A 15,858-nucleotide genomic window follows, 5' to 3' on the forward strand; every position below is an offset into this window, starting at 1 on the left:
CGGGTGCGGCGGCCTTTACGTGCGGCGGCTCAGACGGTGGTGACGACCTCGTCGTAGGCCAGGCGCGGCGAGCGCGGGTGCGAGGCGTCCTCGCCCGGCCTGCCGATGTTGACGATCATCAGCGGGGTGTGGTCACCGTCCAGGAACTCCTTCTGGACGCCCGCGAAGTCGAAGCCGGTCATCGGGCCCGCGGCCAGACCGGCGGCGCGGACGCCGACGATGAAGTACGCGGCCTGGAGCGCGGCATTGAAGCCGGCGGCCTGCTCGCGGACCGGGCGCTCCGCGTAGAACATGTCCTTGGCCTGCGGGAAGTGCGGGAACAGGGCCGGAAGCTCCTCGTGGAACTCGTTGTCGGCGGCCAGGATCGCGACCAGCGGGGCGGTCGCGGTCTTCGCCCGGTTGCCCTCGGACATGTGCTGGACCAGACGCTCGCGGGCCTCCTCGGAACGGACGAGGACGACGCGCAGCGGGCTCTGGTTGAACGCGGTCGGGCCGTACTTCACGAGGTCGTAGATCGCCTGGACCTGCTCCTCGGTCACCTGCTCCTCGGTGAACGTGTTGGCGGTGCGGGCCTCGCGGAAGAGGAGGTCCTGGGCGGCGGAGTCAAGGGCGAGCGTCATGGGGGGTGAACCTTCCGGGGCGGGCAGATGTTTACGGCCGGTGTAACCGCGCCCCGGTAGATTAAATTTCAACTACACCCCGGCAGTGACCCGACTCACACCGCAGACCGGTCCGGGCGGCCCCTGACCTGCTCAGTCCTCGGTGTCACCGGCCGCCGCGCCCTGGTCCTCGCCCTCGGACAGAGCCGCGTCGAGCCGCCTGCGGGCGCCCTCCAGCCAGTGGCGGCAGACCTTCGCCAGCTCCTCGCCGCGCTCCCACAGCGCCAGCGACTCCTCGAGCGTCGTCCCACCCGCCTCCAGGCGGCGTACGACCTCGATCAGCTCGTCCCGCGCCTGCTCGTAGCCGAGCGTGCTCTCTTCCGTCTTGGCTGCCATGCCGCCCACCCTATTCGCCCCGTTCGTACTCACTCCGACACCCGTACCGCGAACTCGCCCTCGGCGACCCGCGCCCTCAGCTCGTCGCCCGCCGCGACCTCCTCCGGCGAGCGGACCACCGCGCCGTCCGCGCGCTGCAGCACCGCGTACCCCCGCTCCAGCGTCGCCGCGGGGGACAGCGAGAGCACCCGCGCCCGGGTGTGCGCCAGCTCCGAGTCCGCGCGGTCCAGGAGATGCCCCAGCACCCGGCGGCTGCGCGCGACCAAGGCGTCGACCTCCGCCTCGCGCTGGTCCACCATCCGGTGCGGATGCTCCATCGACGGGCGGGCCAGCGCATGGGCGAGACCGCGCTCCTCGCGGTCGAGCAGCCCCCGCACCGTGCGCAGCGCGCGGTCGCGGAGCTGCCGCACGCGGTCCATCTCCTCACCCACGTCCGGGACGACCTTCTTCGCCGCGTCCGTCGGTGTCGACGCCCGCAGGTCCGCCACCAGGTCGAGCAGCGGCGAGTCCGGCTCGTGCCCGATCGCCGACACCACCGGTGTGCGGCACTCGGACACCGCACGCACCAGCTGCTCGTCCGAGAACGGCAGCAGATCCTCCACACTGCCGCCGCCCCGCGCCACGATGATCACGTCCACGTCCCGGAGCTCGTCCAGCTCCTTGACCGCCTGGACGACCTGGGCCACCGCGTGCACACCCTGCACCGCGACATTGCGCACCTCGAAACGGACGGCGGGCCATCTGCGCCGCGCCACCTCCAGTACGTCGCGCTCGGCCGCGGACGCCCGACCGCACACCAGACCCACCCGGTGCGGCAGGAACGGCAGTGCCTTCTTGCGGTCGAGGGCGAACAGCCCCTCCGCGCCCAGGGTCCGCTTCAACTGCTCCAGGCGCGCCAGCAGTTCACCGATCCCGACCGGCCTTATCTCCACGGCACGCAGCGACAGCTGCCCCCGCGGCGCATACCACTCCGGCTTGGCGTACACCACGACGCGCGCACCCTCCGACACCACGTCGGCGACCGCGTCGAAGACCTGCCGGAAGCAGGTGACGCCCACCGAGATGTCGTACGAGGGATCGCGCAACGTCATGAAGACGACGCCGGCGCCCGGCCGCCTGGACAGCTGGGTGATCTGCCCCTCCACCCAGACCGCGCCGAGCCTGTCGATCCACCCGCCGATGAGCCGTGACACCTCGCCGACCGGCAGAGGAGCTTCCGCGGACGTGTTGAGAGCCATACGGGCGAGCGTATCGGCCGCGTACGACAACGCCGCCGCCCCAGGCCAGGTCTTCCCGCGGCGGGTGATCTCTTGCCTCGTCGACGCGGCCTTACGATGGTGGGCATGACTGCTACGACTCCCGCCCGACGCGTCCTGCTCGCCGCTCCCCGTGGCTACTGCGCGGGCGTGGACCGTGCCGTGATCGCCGTCGAGAAGGCCCTTGAGCAGTACGGGTCGCCGATCTACGTCCGCCACGAGATCGTCCACAACAAATACGTCGTACAGACCCTGGAGAAGAAGGGCGCGATCTTCGTCGAGGAGACGGCGGAGGTCCCCGAGGGGTCGATCGTCATGTTCTCCGCGCACGGTGTGGCGCCGGTCGTCCACGAGGAGGCGGCGCAGCGCAGGCTCGCGACCATCGACGCGACCTGCCCGCTGGTGACCAAGGTCCACAAGGAAGCCGTCCGCTTCGCCAGCGAGGACTACGACATCCTGCTGATCGGCCACGACGGCCACGAGGAAGTCATCGGCACCTCCGGCGAGGCGCCCGAGCACATCACGCTCGTGGACGGCCCCGAGGACGTCGCGAACGTCTCCGTACGGGACGAGTCGAAGGTCGTCTGGCTCTCCCAGACCACGCTCTCGGTCGACGAGACGATGGAGACGGTCGACGCCCTCAAGACGAAGTTCCCGCAGCTGATCTCGCCGCCGAGCGACGACATCTGCTACGCCACGCAGAACCGCCAGATCGCCGTCAAGCAGATGGGCGCGGAGGCGGACCTGGTCATCGTGGTCGGCTCCAAGAACTCCTCGAACTCCGTCCGGCTGGTCGAGGTGGCGCTGGGCGCGGGCGCGCGCGCCGCCCATCTGGTGGACTACGCCGACGAGATCGACGAGGCCTGGCTGGAGGGCGTCTCCACGGTCGGCCTCACCTCCGGTGCCTCGGTGCCCGAGGTGCTGGTCGAGGGAGTCCTGGAGTGGCTGTCGCAGCGCGGCTTCGAGGATGTCGAGATCGTCAAGGCGGCGGAGGAGTCGATCACCTTCTCGCTGCCCAAGGAGCTGCGCAGGGACCTGCGCGCGGAGGCGGCGGAACTGTCGGGCCGGCCGTCGGGGCAGGCGTCCGGGGAGTGACTGTCAGCGGCTGCCCGTAACGTTGTGTCCATGAACGTGTTCGGAGTGGACATCGGCGGATCCGGCATCAAGGGCGCACCTGTGGACCTTGAGCGCGGCAACCTGGCGCAGGAGCGCCACAAAGTTCTGACCCCACACCCGTCGACACCCGACGCGGTGGCGGGCGGCGTCGCCGAGGTGGTGAGCCATTTCGGCTGGTCGGGCCCGGTCGGCATCACCTTCCCCGGCGTCGTCACGAGCGGAGTCACCCGCACCGCGGCCAACGTCGACAAGGGCTGGGTCGACGTTGATGCCGCCAAGCTGCTGGGCGACCGACTCGGCGGCCTTCCGGTGACGATCCTCAACGACGCGGACGCGGCGGGCATCGCGGAGATGACCTTCGGCGCGGGACGCGGCCGCAAGGGCACGGTGATGCTGCTGACGTTCGGTACGGGCATCGGCAGCGCGGTCTTCATCGACGGCCGACTGGTCCCCAACACCGAGCTGGGCCACCTGGAGCTGCACGGCCACGACGCCGAGAAGAACGCGTCGACGAAGGCCAAGGACGACGAGGGCTTGAGCTGGCACCACTGGGCGCACCGGGTGCAGAAGTATCTGGAGCATGTGGAGATGCTGTTCTCGCCGGAGCTGTTCATCATCGGCGGCGGGGTGAGCCGCAAGGCGGACAAGTTCGTGCCGCTGATCAAGGGGATCAGGGCGGAGATCGTCCCGGCGGAACTGCGGAACAACGCGGGCATCGTGGGCGCGGCGATGGCGGCGGCCGGAGGGTAGCGGCGGAGCCCGGAGCGCCCCGGGCCGCCGTCCGCGGGCCGGGTGCAAATCAGCGGCGGCGGGGCGGGCCCCCGGGGCGGTTGTTGCGCTGACGGCGGCGGCTCATCATCCGTACCTTCCGTACGCACGTGATGAGGCCGGCGACCAGCGTCCCGCCGTACAGCCATCCGGCGTGCACCGCGAGCGAGGTGATCACGGCCATGGTCTGCCCGCCGATGCCCCCCGTCCCGCCGGAGATCGGCACGACCCCGACCGCGAAGGCGATCGGGACACTGATCGGCGCGGTGACCAGGTCGGCGTCCCGCACCCACAGCGCGGTCAGCGCGCTGACCGGCAGGAACAGCAGCCCGTACACCACCGCGGCACCGCCGAACAGCAGCTCGTCCAGGCAGCCGAGCACAAACATCACCGCGGCCCCGAAGAGCCCGCCGCCGATGCCGGTCAGCCGGGGATTGGGCAGTCTGCGCAGGGCGAGCACGACGGGCGGCGCGGTCCGCGCGGGCCGGGCGGCGACCCGGTACACGGCGGGGCCATCGGCCAGCGCGCCCTGCGGGGCGAGGGGGCTCTGGGGGGAAAGAGGGGGCTGCGGTCGCTGTCGGCCCCGAGGGTGACTTGTCCTGTGCTGCTCCACCCGAACAACGTAGGTCGCATCCAGGGAGGAATCAGGCATGAGACACGCCCTTTGGGTGACCTTGGCGTTGAGTTCGACTCCCGGCCACCGTCGCTGCCCGGCCCCACCCGCCCGTAAACTGGGGGATCGGCCCACCTCCGGGTCGGTCGTGTCCGCAAAGTCTCGCCTGGCTCGCGACGCCCTGCACGCACGCTCGCTGCGTTGCCGATACGCCCAAGTAGCTCCGCTACGAGGGCGCACCGGCGCCTTGCGATCGCACGCACCGGACGCCGCTGTCCCCGCCCTTCGGGCGGACGGCGATACTGTGCGGACACTCCCTAGGCCAACAGCCAGTCCTCACTCCAGGAAGTCGCCAACGTGTCGCTCTCGATCGGAATCGTCGGCCTGCCGAATGTCGGCAAGTCGACCCTGTTCAACGCCCTGACCAAGAACGACGTGCTGGCGGCCAACTACCCGTTCGCCACGATCGAGCCGAACGTCGGCGTCGTCGGCGTCCCGGACACCCGCCTCGCCACGCTGGCCGAAATCTTCGGCTCGCAGCGGATCCTCCCGGCGACGGTGGACTTCGTCGACATCGCGGGCATCGTGCGCGGCGCGAGCGAGGGCGAGGGCCTGGGCAACAAGTTTCTCGCGAACATCCGTGAGTCCGACGCGATCTGCCAGGTCATCCGCGCCTTCAAGGACGAGAACGTCGTCCACGTCGACGGCAAGGTCTCGCCCAAGGACGACATCGAGACGATCAACACCGAGCTGATCCTGGCGGACCTCCAGTCGGTCGAGAAGGCGCTGCCGCGCCTGACGAAGGAGTCCCGCCTCCAGAAGGACAAGGTCGCGGTCCTGGCCGCGGTCGAGGAGGCGCAGAAGATCCTCGAGGCCGGCACGACGCTCTTCGCCGCGGGCATCGCCGCCGGCACGGAGCGGGGCCGCCTGTTGCACGAGCTGCACCTGCTGACCACCAAGCCCTTCCTCTACGTCTTCAACGTCGACGAGGACGAGCTGGTCGACGAGGACTTCAAGAACGAGCAGCGCGCGCTGGTCGCCCCCGCCGAGGCGATCTTCCTCAACGCCAAGATCGAGTCCGAGCTGATCGAGCTCGATGACGACGAGGCGCTGGAACTGCTCCAGTCGATGGGCCAGGAAGAGCCGGGCCTGGCGACGCTGGGCCGTGTCGGCTTCGACACCCTGGGCCTCCAGACGTATCTGACGGCGGGCCCGAAGGAGACCCGCGCCTGGACGATCAAGAAGGGCGCGACTGCTCCCGAGGCGGCCGGTGTGATCCACACCGACTTCCAGAAGGGCTTCATCAAGGCCGAGGTGATCTCTTTCGCCGACCTGGTGGAGACGGGCTCGGTTGCGGAGGCCCGCGCGAAGGGCAAGGCGCGGATGGAAGGCAAGGACTACGTGATGCAGGACGGCGACGTGGTGGAGTTCCGCTTCAACGTGTGAGCGGATGAACCCACACCACGTTGCTGACGTGGCAAATAGGCAGGTCAGAAGGGGTCGACTCCTCCGCGGGTCGGCCCCATGCCTTTTCCCGTGCGGGGATGGTGCTGGGTTTTCTGATCCATCCTCAGTTATCCCTGACGCTCAGGGACCCCCGGAGTGGTACGTTATTCAGTACCACTTGCCGAAGGGAGTCAGGTCATGTCCATAACCGCGAGCGAAGCCCGCAAGGCTCTCTTTCCGCTGATCAAGAAGGTCAACGACGATCACGAAGCGATCGAGATCGTCTCCAAGCACGGGAACGCCGTACTCGTCTCGGCCGAGGACTATGCGGCGCTGCGCGAGGGCTCGTACCTGCTGCGCTCGCCTGCGAACGCGCGTCGACTGCTCAAGGCGTACGAGAACGCCTTGAGCAACATCAACGTGTCGGAGCGCGAGCTGATCGATCCCGACTCGGCGGACGCCGGTGCGGGTGCCGCGTGAGGCTTGTCTTCGAGGATCAGGGCTGGGAGGACTACACGTCCTGGCTCAAGAACGACCGCAAGATGCTGGCGCGGATCAACAAGCTCATCGAGGACGTCAGGCGCGACCCCTTCTCGGGGATCGGCAAGCCCGAGCCGCTGAAGTACCACTTGCCTGGAGCATGGTCGCGGCGGATCGACGACGAGCACCGCCTCGTCTACCTGGTCACGGACAAGGAGATCGTCATCCTTGCCGCTCGCTACCACTACTGATCGCTGAGCGCGTTCGGGTCTGCTGGGATGCGGCGCGAAGGGAGCGGGTCCTTCGGGCCCGCCCCTTGCGTCATGTCCGTTGGGTCCGTGGAGGCCCCTGAGGTCCTACGCGGCTCCGCTTTCGAGCAGGCCCTTGAGCTTCTGCTCGTTCTTCGGCACCTCCTTCCGTGCCTGCGGACGCACGACCAGTGGCACCAGCAGCTTGCCCATCCCGTGGGCCTCGAAGTCGAGGTTGAGCGTCAGGCGTGACCGGTCGCCGTCGCCGAGGGGCTCGATCGTGCCGTGGACGTCGCCCCTGACGGGCCCGTCAACACCGTGCATGTGCCAGCTGCGGGGAGGGTCGAACTCGGTCACCTCCATGGTCATCGGGAACGTCCGACGCCCGAGGCGCCGGGTCACGACCATCCGGGACCCCACGCCCATCGGGGCGTCGCCGAGGGGCTGTACGGATACGGCGCTTTCCTGCCACTCGGTGAGGTGGGAGGGGTCAGTCACGTAGGAGTAGACATCCTCCGGTGAACGGGCGATATCTACGCTCTCCTTGATGGTGGACATTTCGCCTCCTGTGTGAGGTTCTGCCACAAATATCCCACCCCGGTGACCCCCGCACCAGAACGCGAACCCGGGCCCCCGCGGAGTCAGCGGCCCCCGCCCGGCTCCATCGCGTCGGCCAGTTCCGCCAGCACCTCCGCGTGGCAGCGTTCCGGGACGCACCAGCAGCCCAGGCGGTGGCCGCGCAGGGCGGGGAGCCGGGCCAGCAGGTCGGGGCGCGAGAGCAGATATGCGCGGTACTTCTCGACGACCTCCTCGCGGGTGCCGTCCGGGCCCGGGCGGAAGGGGCTGGCCAGGGGAGAGGCGTCGAGGTGCCAGCCGCCGCGGTGCATCGCGCGGCCCACGTAGACCACGTCCGCGTACTCGGGGTCGTCGCGGTGGCCCTTGAGGTTGACGACTGTCGTCCGGTCCATGGGCTGGATCCTCCGGCCTCAGGCGCCGCCGTGCAACGCGAAGAGCGCGCAGGTCGTCGTGCCGTGGGCGTAGAGCTTGCCGTCGTTTTTGCCGGTCACCCGCGCCTCGGCGGTCGCGGTCGTGCGGCCGGTGTGGATGACGGTGCCTTCGCAGCGCAGCGGCTGGGTGTCCGCGTACACCGGGCGGACCAGGTTCACTCCCAGCTGGATGGTGGAGTAGCCGCGCCCCGCCGGGAGGGTAGCCATCACCGCGCTGCCGAGCGCCGAGTCGAGCAGTGTGGCAAGGAAACCGCCGTGGACGCTGCCCATCGGGTTCAGCAGATGCTGTCCGGGCTCGCCCTCGAAGACCGCGCGGCCCTCGGTGGCCTCCACGAGCCGGAATCCCACTGTGCTGCTGAACGGGGCCTGCGGGACCTCGCCGTCCAGGATGAGACGGAGGAGCTCAAGGCCGGAGCGGTTGCCGGCCTCCGCGAGGCTCCTCGGCGGCTCCCAGGTGTGGGTGCGCGAGCGGGTCGCGCTGGTGTCGCCCGTGGCGGGCCTGCTCGTGAGCCGCGTCATGATGACGTCTCCTCAGGGGGATCTCAGGGGGGATCTCGGGGGTTTGGGGGATGGAACCTGTCGGCGCCGGGGCGCTCTCGCCCCGGCGCCTACGCACGCCGGACGGGCGGATCGTGGACCGCCGGACCGGGTGTACGGGCTGCTCAGGGAAGCTTGACCGCGAGCAGGTCCACAGGACGGATGTCGGGGGCGGAACTCAGCATCGTCCCCGCCGCCTCCATCAGCGCCGCCGCGATCCGGCCCTGCAGATGACCGTTCCGTCCCTCCTCGTTCTCGAAGGTGTCGAAGACGCCGAAGGTCGTGGCGCTCTCCCGGAAGGCGAACCAGGTGACCGTGTGCTCCTCCTCGCGGGCGAGCTGGAGCGCGTCCCGCAGCAGCGCCTCCACCTTGTCGGCGTATTCGGGCTTGGCCTCGATGCGGGCCAGCAGGCCGATGTTCATCGTGAGTCACTCCGTAGGTCGGCTTCGGTGTCCTCGTCGTCGGGGACACCACCAAACGTAGGCCGGTCACTCCCGCCTTCCCAGTGTCGTAAGCGACGCATCGGATACGGTTTCCGTCATGGATGTATCGGTGCTGGTCTACGACGGCGTCTTCGACTCCGGACTCTCGGCGATCCTCGACGTGCTCGCAGGGGCGAACGCCATGCGCGGCGAGATTCCCCAGCCGCCGCCCGCCTGGCAGGTCACGACCGTCGGTTTCCGCCGCCGGGTGCGCACCGGCGCGGGGCACATCGTCACCACCCAACCCGCCGTCGAGGCCAAGCGGGCCGACCTGCTCCTGGTGCCCGCGCTCGCCGAGCGGCGGCCGGACGACCTGCTCGCCCATGTCTCCGGCCCCGCGTCGGCGCCGGTACGGGACCTGGTCGCCGAGACCCGTGAGCGCGGCACCCCTCTCGCCTCGGCCTGTACGGGCACCTTCCTGCTGGCCGAGTCGGGCGTGCTCGACGGCCGGAAGGCGACGACGAGCTGGTGGCTGGCGCCCGTCTTCCGTCAGCGCTACCCGGCCGTGACGATCGACGAGACCAGGATGGTTACAACATCGGACGGGGTGACGACGGCGGGAGCGGCCTTCGGGCACGTCGACCTGGCGCTGGCGATCGTACGGATGAGCAGTCCGGCCCTGGCCGACCTTGTCGCCCGCTACCTGGTCGTCGACAAGCGCCCTTCGCAGTCCGCGTACACCATTCCGAGTGCGCTGGCCCAGAGTGATCCGCTTGTCGCCGCCTTCGAGCGCTGGGCCAGGCAGCATCTGGACGAGCCGGTCAGCGTCGTCGACGCGGCGCGCTCGCTCGGCGTCAGTGAGCGCACTCTTCAGCGGACCGTGCGCCGCGTACTGGGCACCTCTCCCGTGCGATTCGTCCAGGACCTGCGCGTCGAGCAGGCCTCGCACCTGCTGCGGACCACCGACCTCTCCCTGGAGTCCATCGCGGGCAAGGTCGGCTACGAGCACGCGAACACGCTGCGGATCCTGCTGCGCGAGCGCACGGGCAGTACGGCGGGCGCCCTGCGCGGGCGCTGATGCCCGCACCGGGCCCCCTCGGCGGACAGGCTGAATGTGCGCGGTGGCGCGATCGCGATCGGGCATCCGCTCGGCGGCAGCGGGGCGCGCATCATGACGACGCTGCTGCACAACCTGGAGGACCGGGGCGGGCGGTACGGGCTTCAGACGATGTGCGAGGCCGGAGGAATGGCCAACGCGACCATCATCGAACGGCTTTGACAGGCGCGCTCGTCAGGGCTGCCGCGGATAGCCGATCGAGACGATGTCCTCGCCGAGTTCGGCCGTCGTGAGATGGGGATTGAGCGCCGCGACCACCTCGGGGGTCAGGGGGCGCAGCGCGTACACATGGCGTACGGCAGCCAGGTCGACCGGCACCCCGTAGTAGTCCTCGGCGAACTCCTCGTAGGCCGAAGGGGTCCCGGCCGTCAGTATCGCGAACAACTCCCCGGCGCCGTCCGCAAATTCGTTGTCCTCCGGGAAGTCGATCGTCCCCGTCCGCCAGCCGTCGTCGGCGGGCTCGCGCCACAGGCAGGCCGTCGCGACGGGCATGCCGTCCTCGTCGGTGAACGCGGGTTCCTGGACGCAGGCGCGGAAGACCTCCGGGACATCGTCCAGCACTCCGGGCCATGGTCCGTCGGAGGCGTAGGGGCTCATCCGGGACTCATGGGCGAAGCCCCGGACGAACGCGCCGGCGGGCGAGAAGACGATGGCGTACTCGTCGCCCGAGCCGTTCCGCATCGAGGCCATCTCCTCGGACGAGGACCAGTTCGCGTTGAAGGAGTAGAACCGGTCCTCCCACTCGGGGCTGAGGATCGCGTCCAGCATGGCGATCGAGCGGCACAGGTCACGCAGGACGGGGACGGCGGGCAGCTGACGGGCGACATCGAGAACACTCACGCCCTCATCCAACCCCATGGCTCCCTAAGCTGATCCGGTCCCCAGGCGGGGGCTCGAGGAGGAGGAGAGGGACATGTCGTACCCCGACCCGAAATACACCGAGGGCAAGGGCGAGATCAGCGCGGAGTTCCGGCCCGTCGCCACCGAACCGGATCTGCGCTCGCGCACCGGGAGCGCGACGCACTACCTGGCCACCGCCGCCTCCACGGGCGGGGAGTTCGGGCTCTACCGGATGGACATGGCGCCCCGGGCGGGCGGCCCGAAGACGCACTTCCACAAGTCGATCTCGGAATCGTTCTTCATCATCGAGGGGACGGTACGGCTCTACAACGGCGAGAGCTGGATCGACGCCACCGCCGGCGACTTCCTCTACGTGCCCCAGGGCGGACTGCACGCGTTCCGCAACGACTCCGACGCGCTCGCCTCGATGCTGCTGCTCTTCACGCCGGGCGCTCCGCGCGAGGAGTACTTCGAGAAAGTCGCCGAGGTCGCGACCGAGTGGTCGCCCGAGCGGCAGGCGGAGTTCTTCATCAAGCACGACACCTACTGGACCGACTGACGCGCGAGTCCCGTCTTCAGGCCCGCGCCGCAGAGCGGGACGACGGCCGTGCCCTCGCTCCAGGTGCCCGCGGCCGCCCAGCACGCGACGCCCGTGGACTCGACGAACAGTCCCCGGGCGGCGAGGTCCAGCTGCGCGGCCCGGATCTGGTCCTCCGCGACCGTGAGGAAGGTGCCGCCGGACGCGCGGACGGCCCGCAGGATCTGCCTCGCCCTCGGCGGGCGGGGGATCGCGATGCCTTCGGCGAGCGTCGGGGCGAGCGGAGCGGGCTCGTCGAGCAGCGTCTCGGCTCCGGCGTGGAAGGCGGCGGCCAGGGGGGAGACGGCCTCGGCCTGGACGGCGACGAGGGCGGGCCGCTCGGAGATCAGGCCGTGTGCGTGGAGTTCGCCGATGGCGAGGTCGGCGCCCAGCAGCAGTGTGCCGTTGCCGACGGGGACGACGATCGCGTCCGGGAGCCTGCCGCCGAGGTCCTCCCACAGCTCGTAGACGTACGTCTTCGTGCCGTGCAGGAAGTACGGGTTGTAGACGTGGCTCGCGTAGAAGGTGCCGGGTTCATCCGCTGCCGCGCGGGCCGCCTCCGCCGTGGACTCGCGGTCACCGGGAACGAGTTGGAGGTGCGCGCCGTGCGCCCGGATCTGCTCGACCTTCTTGGCGGAGGTGTCCTCGGGTACATACACCGTGCAGTCCAGACCGGCGCGTGCGCAGTACGCGGCGATCGCGGTGCCCGCGTTGCCGCTGCTGTCGGCGATGACCCGGCGGGGTGCCAGACGGCGGGCCAGCTCCGCCAGCATCACCGCCCCCCGGTCCTTGAAGGACAGCGTCGGCATCAGGAAGTCGAGCTTGGCGGAGACGGTTTCGGTGAGTGCGACCAGCGGGGTGCGGCCCTCGCCGAGCGAAACGGCCGGTGCGGCGAGCGGTAGTGCCTCCTCGTAACGCCACAGTGAATTGACCCTGGTGGGCAGGGACTTGATGCTGATCGCCGATGACGTGAATTCGAGGTCCCAGGGGCTGTGGCAGTCCGGGCAGCGCCAGTTGGCCGTCTCGACGGGGGAGTGGGTGCCGCAGCCGGGGCAGATGTACGAGCTCATGGGTCGCCAGCATGGCAGTTGTGTGGCGCAGTGTTACGCGCCGTCCCGGACCCTTGTGTGATTCCTATGGATCGGTCAACCTTTGGCTCGACAGGCGAGACAAGGGCAGGGGAAATCCAGTCGTCACACCTTGTCATGCACCTGTCGATTTCCCCCACAGTAGCGCACCACCAATGAGGAGGACCCCTCACATGTCTGTGATGCGTAATTCGCGTCGAAGACTCGCCACGGGCGGCGTCATAGCCGCCGCCGCGCTCTCGCTGGGCGTGGCATCCGCCCTCACGGCCACCGCCGCCGAGTCGGCTCCCGTAGGCGTCATCCAGAACGCGGGCGCGCCCGGAGTGATCGCGGGCAGCTACATCGTCACGCTCGACGAATCGGCGCCCGACGCCGGCTCCAAGGCCGGCAAGGCGCTCGCGGCGGAGTACGGCGCGAAGATCAGGAAGACGTACGAAGCGGCGCTGAACGGGTACTCCGTCCAGCTCTCCGAGGCGCAGGCCAAGAAGTTCGCCGCCGACCCGGCCGTCGCCTCCGTCGTACAGAACCGCGTCTTCAAGGCGACCGGCACGCAGCCGAACCCGCCTTCCTGGGGCCTGGACCGGATCGACCAGAAGGCCCTTCCCCTGAACCAGAGCTACACCTACCCGGACACCGCGGGCGAGGGGGTGACCGCGTACATCATCGACACCGGTGTGCGGATCACCCACAGCAACTTCGGCGGCCGGGCGTCGTACGGCTACGACGCCATCGACAACGACAACACCGCGCAGGACGGCCACGGCCACGGCACCCATGTGGCCGGGACCGTCGCCGGCTCGTCCTACGGCGTGGCCAAGAAGGCCAAGATCGTCGGCGTCCGTGTCCTCGACAACTCCGGCTCGGGCACGACCGAGCAGGTCGTCGCGGGCATCGACTGGGTGACGCAGAACGCCGTCAAGCCGGCCGTCGCCAACATGAGCCTCGGCGGCGGGGTCGACCCCGCGCTCGACACGGCGGTACGCAACTCCATCGCGTCCGGCATCACGTACGCGGTCGCCGCGGGCAACGACGGTGCCAACGCCTCCAACTACTCGCCCGCGCGCGTGGCCGAGGCCATCACCGTCGGCTCCACGACCAGCTCGGACGCGCGCTCCAGCTTCTCCAACTACGGCAGCATCCTGGACATCTTCGCTCCGGGCTCGTCGATCACGTCGGCCTGGAACTCCAGCGACACGGCGACGAACACGATCTCCGGCACGTCGATGGCGACCCCGCACGTAGCCGGCGCGGCCGCGCTGTACCTCGCGGCGAACAGGACGGCGACACCGGCGCAGGTCTCCTCGGCGCTGACCACGGCCGCGACGACCGGCGTGGTCGGCAACCCGGGGACGGGCTCGCCGAACCGCCTGCTGTACGTGGGCGGCGGCTCGACGCAGCCGCCGGGGCCGAAGTTCGAGAACACCGCAGACTACACGATCAGCGACTTCTCCACGGTGGAGTCGCCGGTCACGGTCAGCGGAGTCACCGGCAACGCACCGGCGAGCCTGAGCGTGCCGGTGGACATCAAGCACACGTACATCGGCGACCTGCGCATCGACCTGATCGCGCCGGACGGTTCGGTCTACAACCTGAAGGCGTACGGTGCGGGCGGCAGCTCGGACAACGTGATCACGACGTACACGGTGAACGCGTCGTCGGAGGTCGCGAACGGTACGTGGAAGCTGCGGGTGAGTGACAACGCGGCGTACGACGTCGGCAAGATCGACGTGTGGGCGCTGCAGTTCTGATCACCGGACATCCGGGAGGGGCGGCCGCGAGGGCGACCGCCCCTTTCGTGTTACGGGGGCTGGCGCGGGGGTCCGTGGCCCGGGCCTTGGGGTTCGTTGCGCGGGCGGCCGCGGGGTGCGGGGTTCCGGGTCGCCGTCGGGATCGACTCCTCGGCGTCGGCGGCAAACGGGCCCTTGGATTGGTCACCCGGTGTTGGCCGCCAATCGGGGGTTCGCCCGCGAAACCACCCACCGGACAGCAACCACCAACGCCCCCTGGCCCACGCCCACCACGACCGCTGGAAACGCGGGGACGACCCTGCACCGCCACTCCCCACGGGGAGGTGTGTCGCGGCGCGCGGGGGTTCGCCCGCGAGACCACCCACCGGGCAGCAACCACCAACGCCCCCTGGCCCACGGCACCCACGAACCCGGCACAAGCGCCGTCGGGATCGACTCCTCGGCGTCGGCGGCGATGAGGGGTTCGTAGGGGCACCCGGTGTTGGCCGCCAATCGGGAGTTCGCCCGCGAAGCCACCCACCGGACAGCAACCACCAACGCCCCCTGGCCCACGCTCACCACGGACGCTGGAAACGCGGGGACGACCCTTCACGGCCCCTCCCCACCGGTCGGGTCGCGGTGCGCGGGGGTTCGCCCGCGAAGCCACGACCGGGCAGCAACCCCGTCTTTCGCTCCGCGGCGAAGCCGCCGGAGCACCAGGGGTGTGGAAGCGTTAGCCCCCACCAACCTCCCGGGGGTCTGGGGGCGGAGCCCCCAGTTCGGGAAGGGGCGGGGTGGGGAACAGGCCCCGCGCAGCGGCCCGACCCCCCGACCCGCGCCCCCGCCCCCGTCGCATAAGATCCGCGCCCATTCGCACCACTCCGTGAGACCCAAATCAGGAGCCCCACCCGTGGCCATGTACCCCCCGCCCCCCTACGCCCCCGCCAGACCCCCGAATCCCCCCGTCAACGGGCTCGCCATCACATCCCTCGTCGTAGGCATCGTGTGCTGCATACCCCCGCTGGGCCTGATCTTCGGCCTGATCGCCCTCTCCCAGATCAAGCGGAGCGGCCACCGCGGCAAGGGCATGGCCATCGCGGGCAGCATCCTCTCCGGGATCAGTACCGTGCTGGTGCTGGCAGGCCTCCTCACCGGGGGGATCAGCGACGCCCTCGACAGCTTCAAGGACGGCGTCAACGAGGCCGCCCGGTCCCGCAGCACGCTCGATCTGCGCAAGGGAGACTGCTTCAACGTCCCCGGCACCGAGCTGGAGCAGGAGACCGCGAGCGTCAAGGTCGTCGACTGCGCCAAGCCGCACGACGGTGAGGTGACCGGCTCGTTCAGGCTGGAGCAGTCCGGGGCCTGGCCCGGGGAGGCCGCGGTCGAGCCGATCGCCGAGAAGCGCTGCACCGAGCTGAACGATGCCTACGTGTCGGACCCTTCCGCCGTGCCCGACAACGCGTCGATGTACTACTTCATGCCGAGCAAGCAGAGCTGGCGCCTGGGCGACCACACGGTGACCTGCTCCTACGCCGCGGTCGACGGCAAGCTCACCGGCTCGCTGCGGGCCGGGTCCGGGAGCACGCCGTCGGCGCAGTAGTCCGGCGCCCGAGCCGACGAG

19 protein-coding genes and 1 pseudogene are annotated in these 15,858 nt (G+C 69.8%); 10 read left to right on the plus strand and 10 right to left on the minus strand.

Annotated features, from left to right (window positions below; all coding sequences use genetic code 11):
* Positions 1–29: 29 nt before the first annotated feature.
* From OG741_RS25655 to xseA, 3 genes are all read right to left on the minus strand, one after another.
* Complete coding sequence (locus tag OG741_RS25655; RefSeq protein WP_405601634.1) at positions 30–620, minus strand: malonic semialdehyde reductase; 591 nt, start codon at positions 618–620, stop codon at positions 30–32.
* 132 nt (positions 621–752) lie between these two features.
* Positions 753–995: an exodeoxyribonuclease VII small subunit gene (locus OG741_RS25660; RefSeq protein ID WP_405601635.1), complete on the minus strand. Its 243-nt coding sequence runs from the start codon at positions 993–995 to the stop codon at positions 753–755.
* 29 nt (positions 996–1,024) lie between these two features.
* Positions 1,025–2,233 carry an exodeoxyribonuclease VII large subunit gene (gene xseA, locus OG741_RS25665; protein WP_405601637.1) on the minus strand — a complete coding sequence of 403 codons (1,209 nt, stop codon included), beginning with the start codon at positions 2,231–2,233 and terminating at the stop codon, positions 1,025–1,027.
* 105 nt (positions 2,234–2,338) lie between these two features.
* On the opposite strand from xseA, the gene OG741_RS25670 reads away from it, so the two are divergent.
* Positions 2,339–3,346: a 4-hydroxy-3-methylbut-2-enyl diphosphate reductase gene (locus OG741_RS25670; protein WP_405601639.1), complete on the plus strand. Its 1,008-nt coding sequence runs from the start codon at positions 2,339–2,341 to the stop codon at positions 3,344–3,346.
* A gap of 30 nt (positions 3,347–3,376) precedes the next feature.
* Positions 3,377–4,117, plus strand: coding sequence for a polyphosphate--glucose phosphotransferase (gene ppgK / locus OG741_RS25675; RefSeq protein WP_405601641.1), 741 nt, complete (start codon positions 3,377–3,379; stop codon positions 4,115–4,117).
* Positions 4,118–4,166: 49 nt separating this feature from the next.
* On the opposite strand, the gene OG741_RS25680 is transcribed toward ppgK, so the two are convergent.
* Positions 4,167–4,748, minus strand: a complete 582-nt coding sequence (locus OG741_RS25680) for a DUF6542 domain-containing protein (protein ID WP_405601643.1) — start codon at positions 4,746–4,748, stop codon at positions 4,167–4,169.
* Positions 4,749–5,105: 357 nt separating this feature from the next.
* Between OG741_RS25680 and ychF the strand changes: the two genes are divergently transcribed.
* From ychF to OG741_RS25695, 3 genes are all read left to right on the plus strand, one after another.
* On the plus strand, positions 5,106–6,194 hold the full coding sequence (ychF, locus tag OG741_RS25685; protein WP_405601644.1) for a redox-regulated ATPase YchF: 1,089 nt from the start codon (positions 5,106–5,108) through the stop codon (positions 6,192–6,194).
* A gap of 198 nt (positions 6,195–6,392) precedes the next feature.
* The gene (locus tag OG741_RS25690; RefSeq protein WP_405601646.1) at positions 6,393–6,674 is read left to right on the plus strand and encodes a type II toxin-antitoxin system Phd/YefM family antitoxin; all 282 of its coding nucleotides are present in this window, start codon (positions 6,393–6,395) and stop codon (positions 6,672–6,674) included.
* A complete protein-coding gene (locus tag OG741_RS25695; RefSeq protein ID WP_168530032.1) occupies positions 6,671–6,925 on the plus strand; it encodes a Txe/YoeB family addiction module toxin in 255 nt (84 codons plus the stop codon). Before OG741_RS25690 ends, OG741_RS25695 begins: the two co-directional genes overlap by 4 nt.
* 105 nt (positions 6,926–7,030) lie before the next feature.
* Here OG741_RS25695 and OG741_RS25700 read toward each other — a convergent pair whose 3' ends face one another.
* The 4 genes from OG741_RS25700 to OG741_RS25715 form a co-directional block, all read right to left on the minus strand.
* Positions 7,031–7,480: an SRPBCC family protein gene (locus tag OG741_RS25700; protein ID WP_405601649.1), complete on the minus strand. Its 450-nt coding sequence runs from the start codon at positions 7,478–7,480 to the stop codon at positions 7,031–7,033.
* 83 nt (positions 7,481–7,563) lie between these two features.
* Positions 7,564–7,890 carry a DUF4326 domain-containing protein gene (locus OG741_RS25705; RefSeq protein WP_405601652.1) on the minus strand — a complete coding sequence of 109 codons (327 nt, stop codon included), beginning with the start codon at positions 7,888–7,890 and terminating at the stop codon, positions 7,564–7,566.
* An 18-nt stretch (positions 7,891–7,908) separates the two neighbouring features.
* Entirely contained in the window at positions 7,909–8,448 is a 540-nt protein-coding gene (locus OG741_RS25710) for a PaaI family thioesterase (RefSeq protein ID WP_405601654.1), read from the minus strand.
* A gap of 143 nt (positions 8,449–8,591) precedes the next feature.
* Entirely contained in the window at positions 8,592–8,888 is a 297-nt protein-coding gene (locus OG741_RS25715) for a putative quinol monooxygenase (protein ID WP_266487054.1), read from the minus strand.
* Positions 8,889–9,006: 118 nt separating this feature from the next.
* Between OG741_RS25715 and OG741_RS25720 the strand changes: the two genes are divergently transcribed.
* Together OG741_RS25720 and OG741_RS25725 are read left to right on the plus strand one after the other, a co-directional pair.
* Positions 9,007–9,966: a GlxA family transcriptional regulator gene (locus tag OG741_RS25720; RefSeq protein ID WP_405601656.1), complete on the plus strand. Its 960-nt coding sequence runs from the start codon at positions 9,007–9,009 to the stop codon at positions 9,964–9,966.
* 24 nt (positions 9,967–9,990) lie between these two features.
* Positions 9,991–10,167 (plus strand): annotated as a pseudogene (locus OG741_RS25725) (steroid 3-ketoacyl-CoA thiolase); the annotation flags it as partial.
* A 12-nt stretch (positions 10,168–10,179) separates the two neighbouring features.
* Here the strand turns inward: OG741_RS25725 and OG741_RS25730 are convergent.
* A complete protein-coding gene (locus OG741_RS25730) occupies positions 10,180–10,863 on the minus strand; it encodes a hypothetical protein (RefSeq protein WP_405601659.1) in 684 nt (227 codons plus the stop codon).
* 55 nt (positions 10,864–10,918) lie between these two features.
* On the opposite strand from OG741_RS25730, the gene OG741_RS25735 reads away from it, so the two are divergent.
* On the plus strand, positions 10,919–11,404 hold the full coding sequence (locus OG741_RS25735) for a cupin domain-containing protein (protein ID WP_405601661.1): 486 nt from the start codon (positions 10,919–10,921) through the stop codon (positions 11,402–11,404).
* Here OG741_RS25735 and OG741_RS25740 read toward each other — a convergent pair.
* Entirely contained in the window at positions 11,389–12,492 is a 1,104-nt protein-coding gene (locus OG741_RS25740; RefSeq protein WP_405601663.1) for a pyridoxal-phosphate dependent enzyme, read from the minus strand. The genes OG741_RS25735 and OG741_RS25740 overlap by 16 nt on opposite strands.
* 191 nt (positions 12,493–12,683) lie before the next feature.
* Between OG741_RS25740 and OG741_RS25745 the strand changes: the two genes are divergently transcribed.
* Both OG741_RS25745 and OG741_RS25750 read left to right on the plus strand, forming a co-directional pair.
* Positions 12,684–14,258, plus strand: a complete 1,575-nt coding sequence (locus OG741_RS25745) for a S8 family peptidase (protein WP_405601666.1) — start codon at positions 12,684–12,686, stop codon at positions 14,256–14,258.
* An 895-nt stretch (positions 14,259–15,153) separates the two neighbouring features.
* On the plus strand, positions 15,154–15,837 hold the full coding sequence (locus tag OG741_RS25750) for a DUF4190 domain-containing protein (RefSeq protein WP_405605780.1): 684 nt from the start codon (positions 15,154–15,156) through the stop codon (positions 15,835–15,837).
* Positions 15,838–15,858 lie beyond the last annotated feature (21 nt).

It is taken from the genome of Streptomyces sp. NBC_01410, assembly GCF_045040195.1.
In the GTDB taxonomy this organism is placed as follows: Bacteria; Actinomycetota; Actinomycetes; order Streptomycetales; family Streptomycetaceae; genus Streptomyces.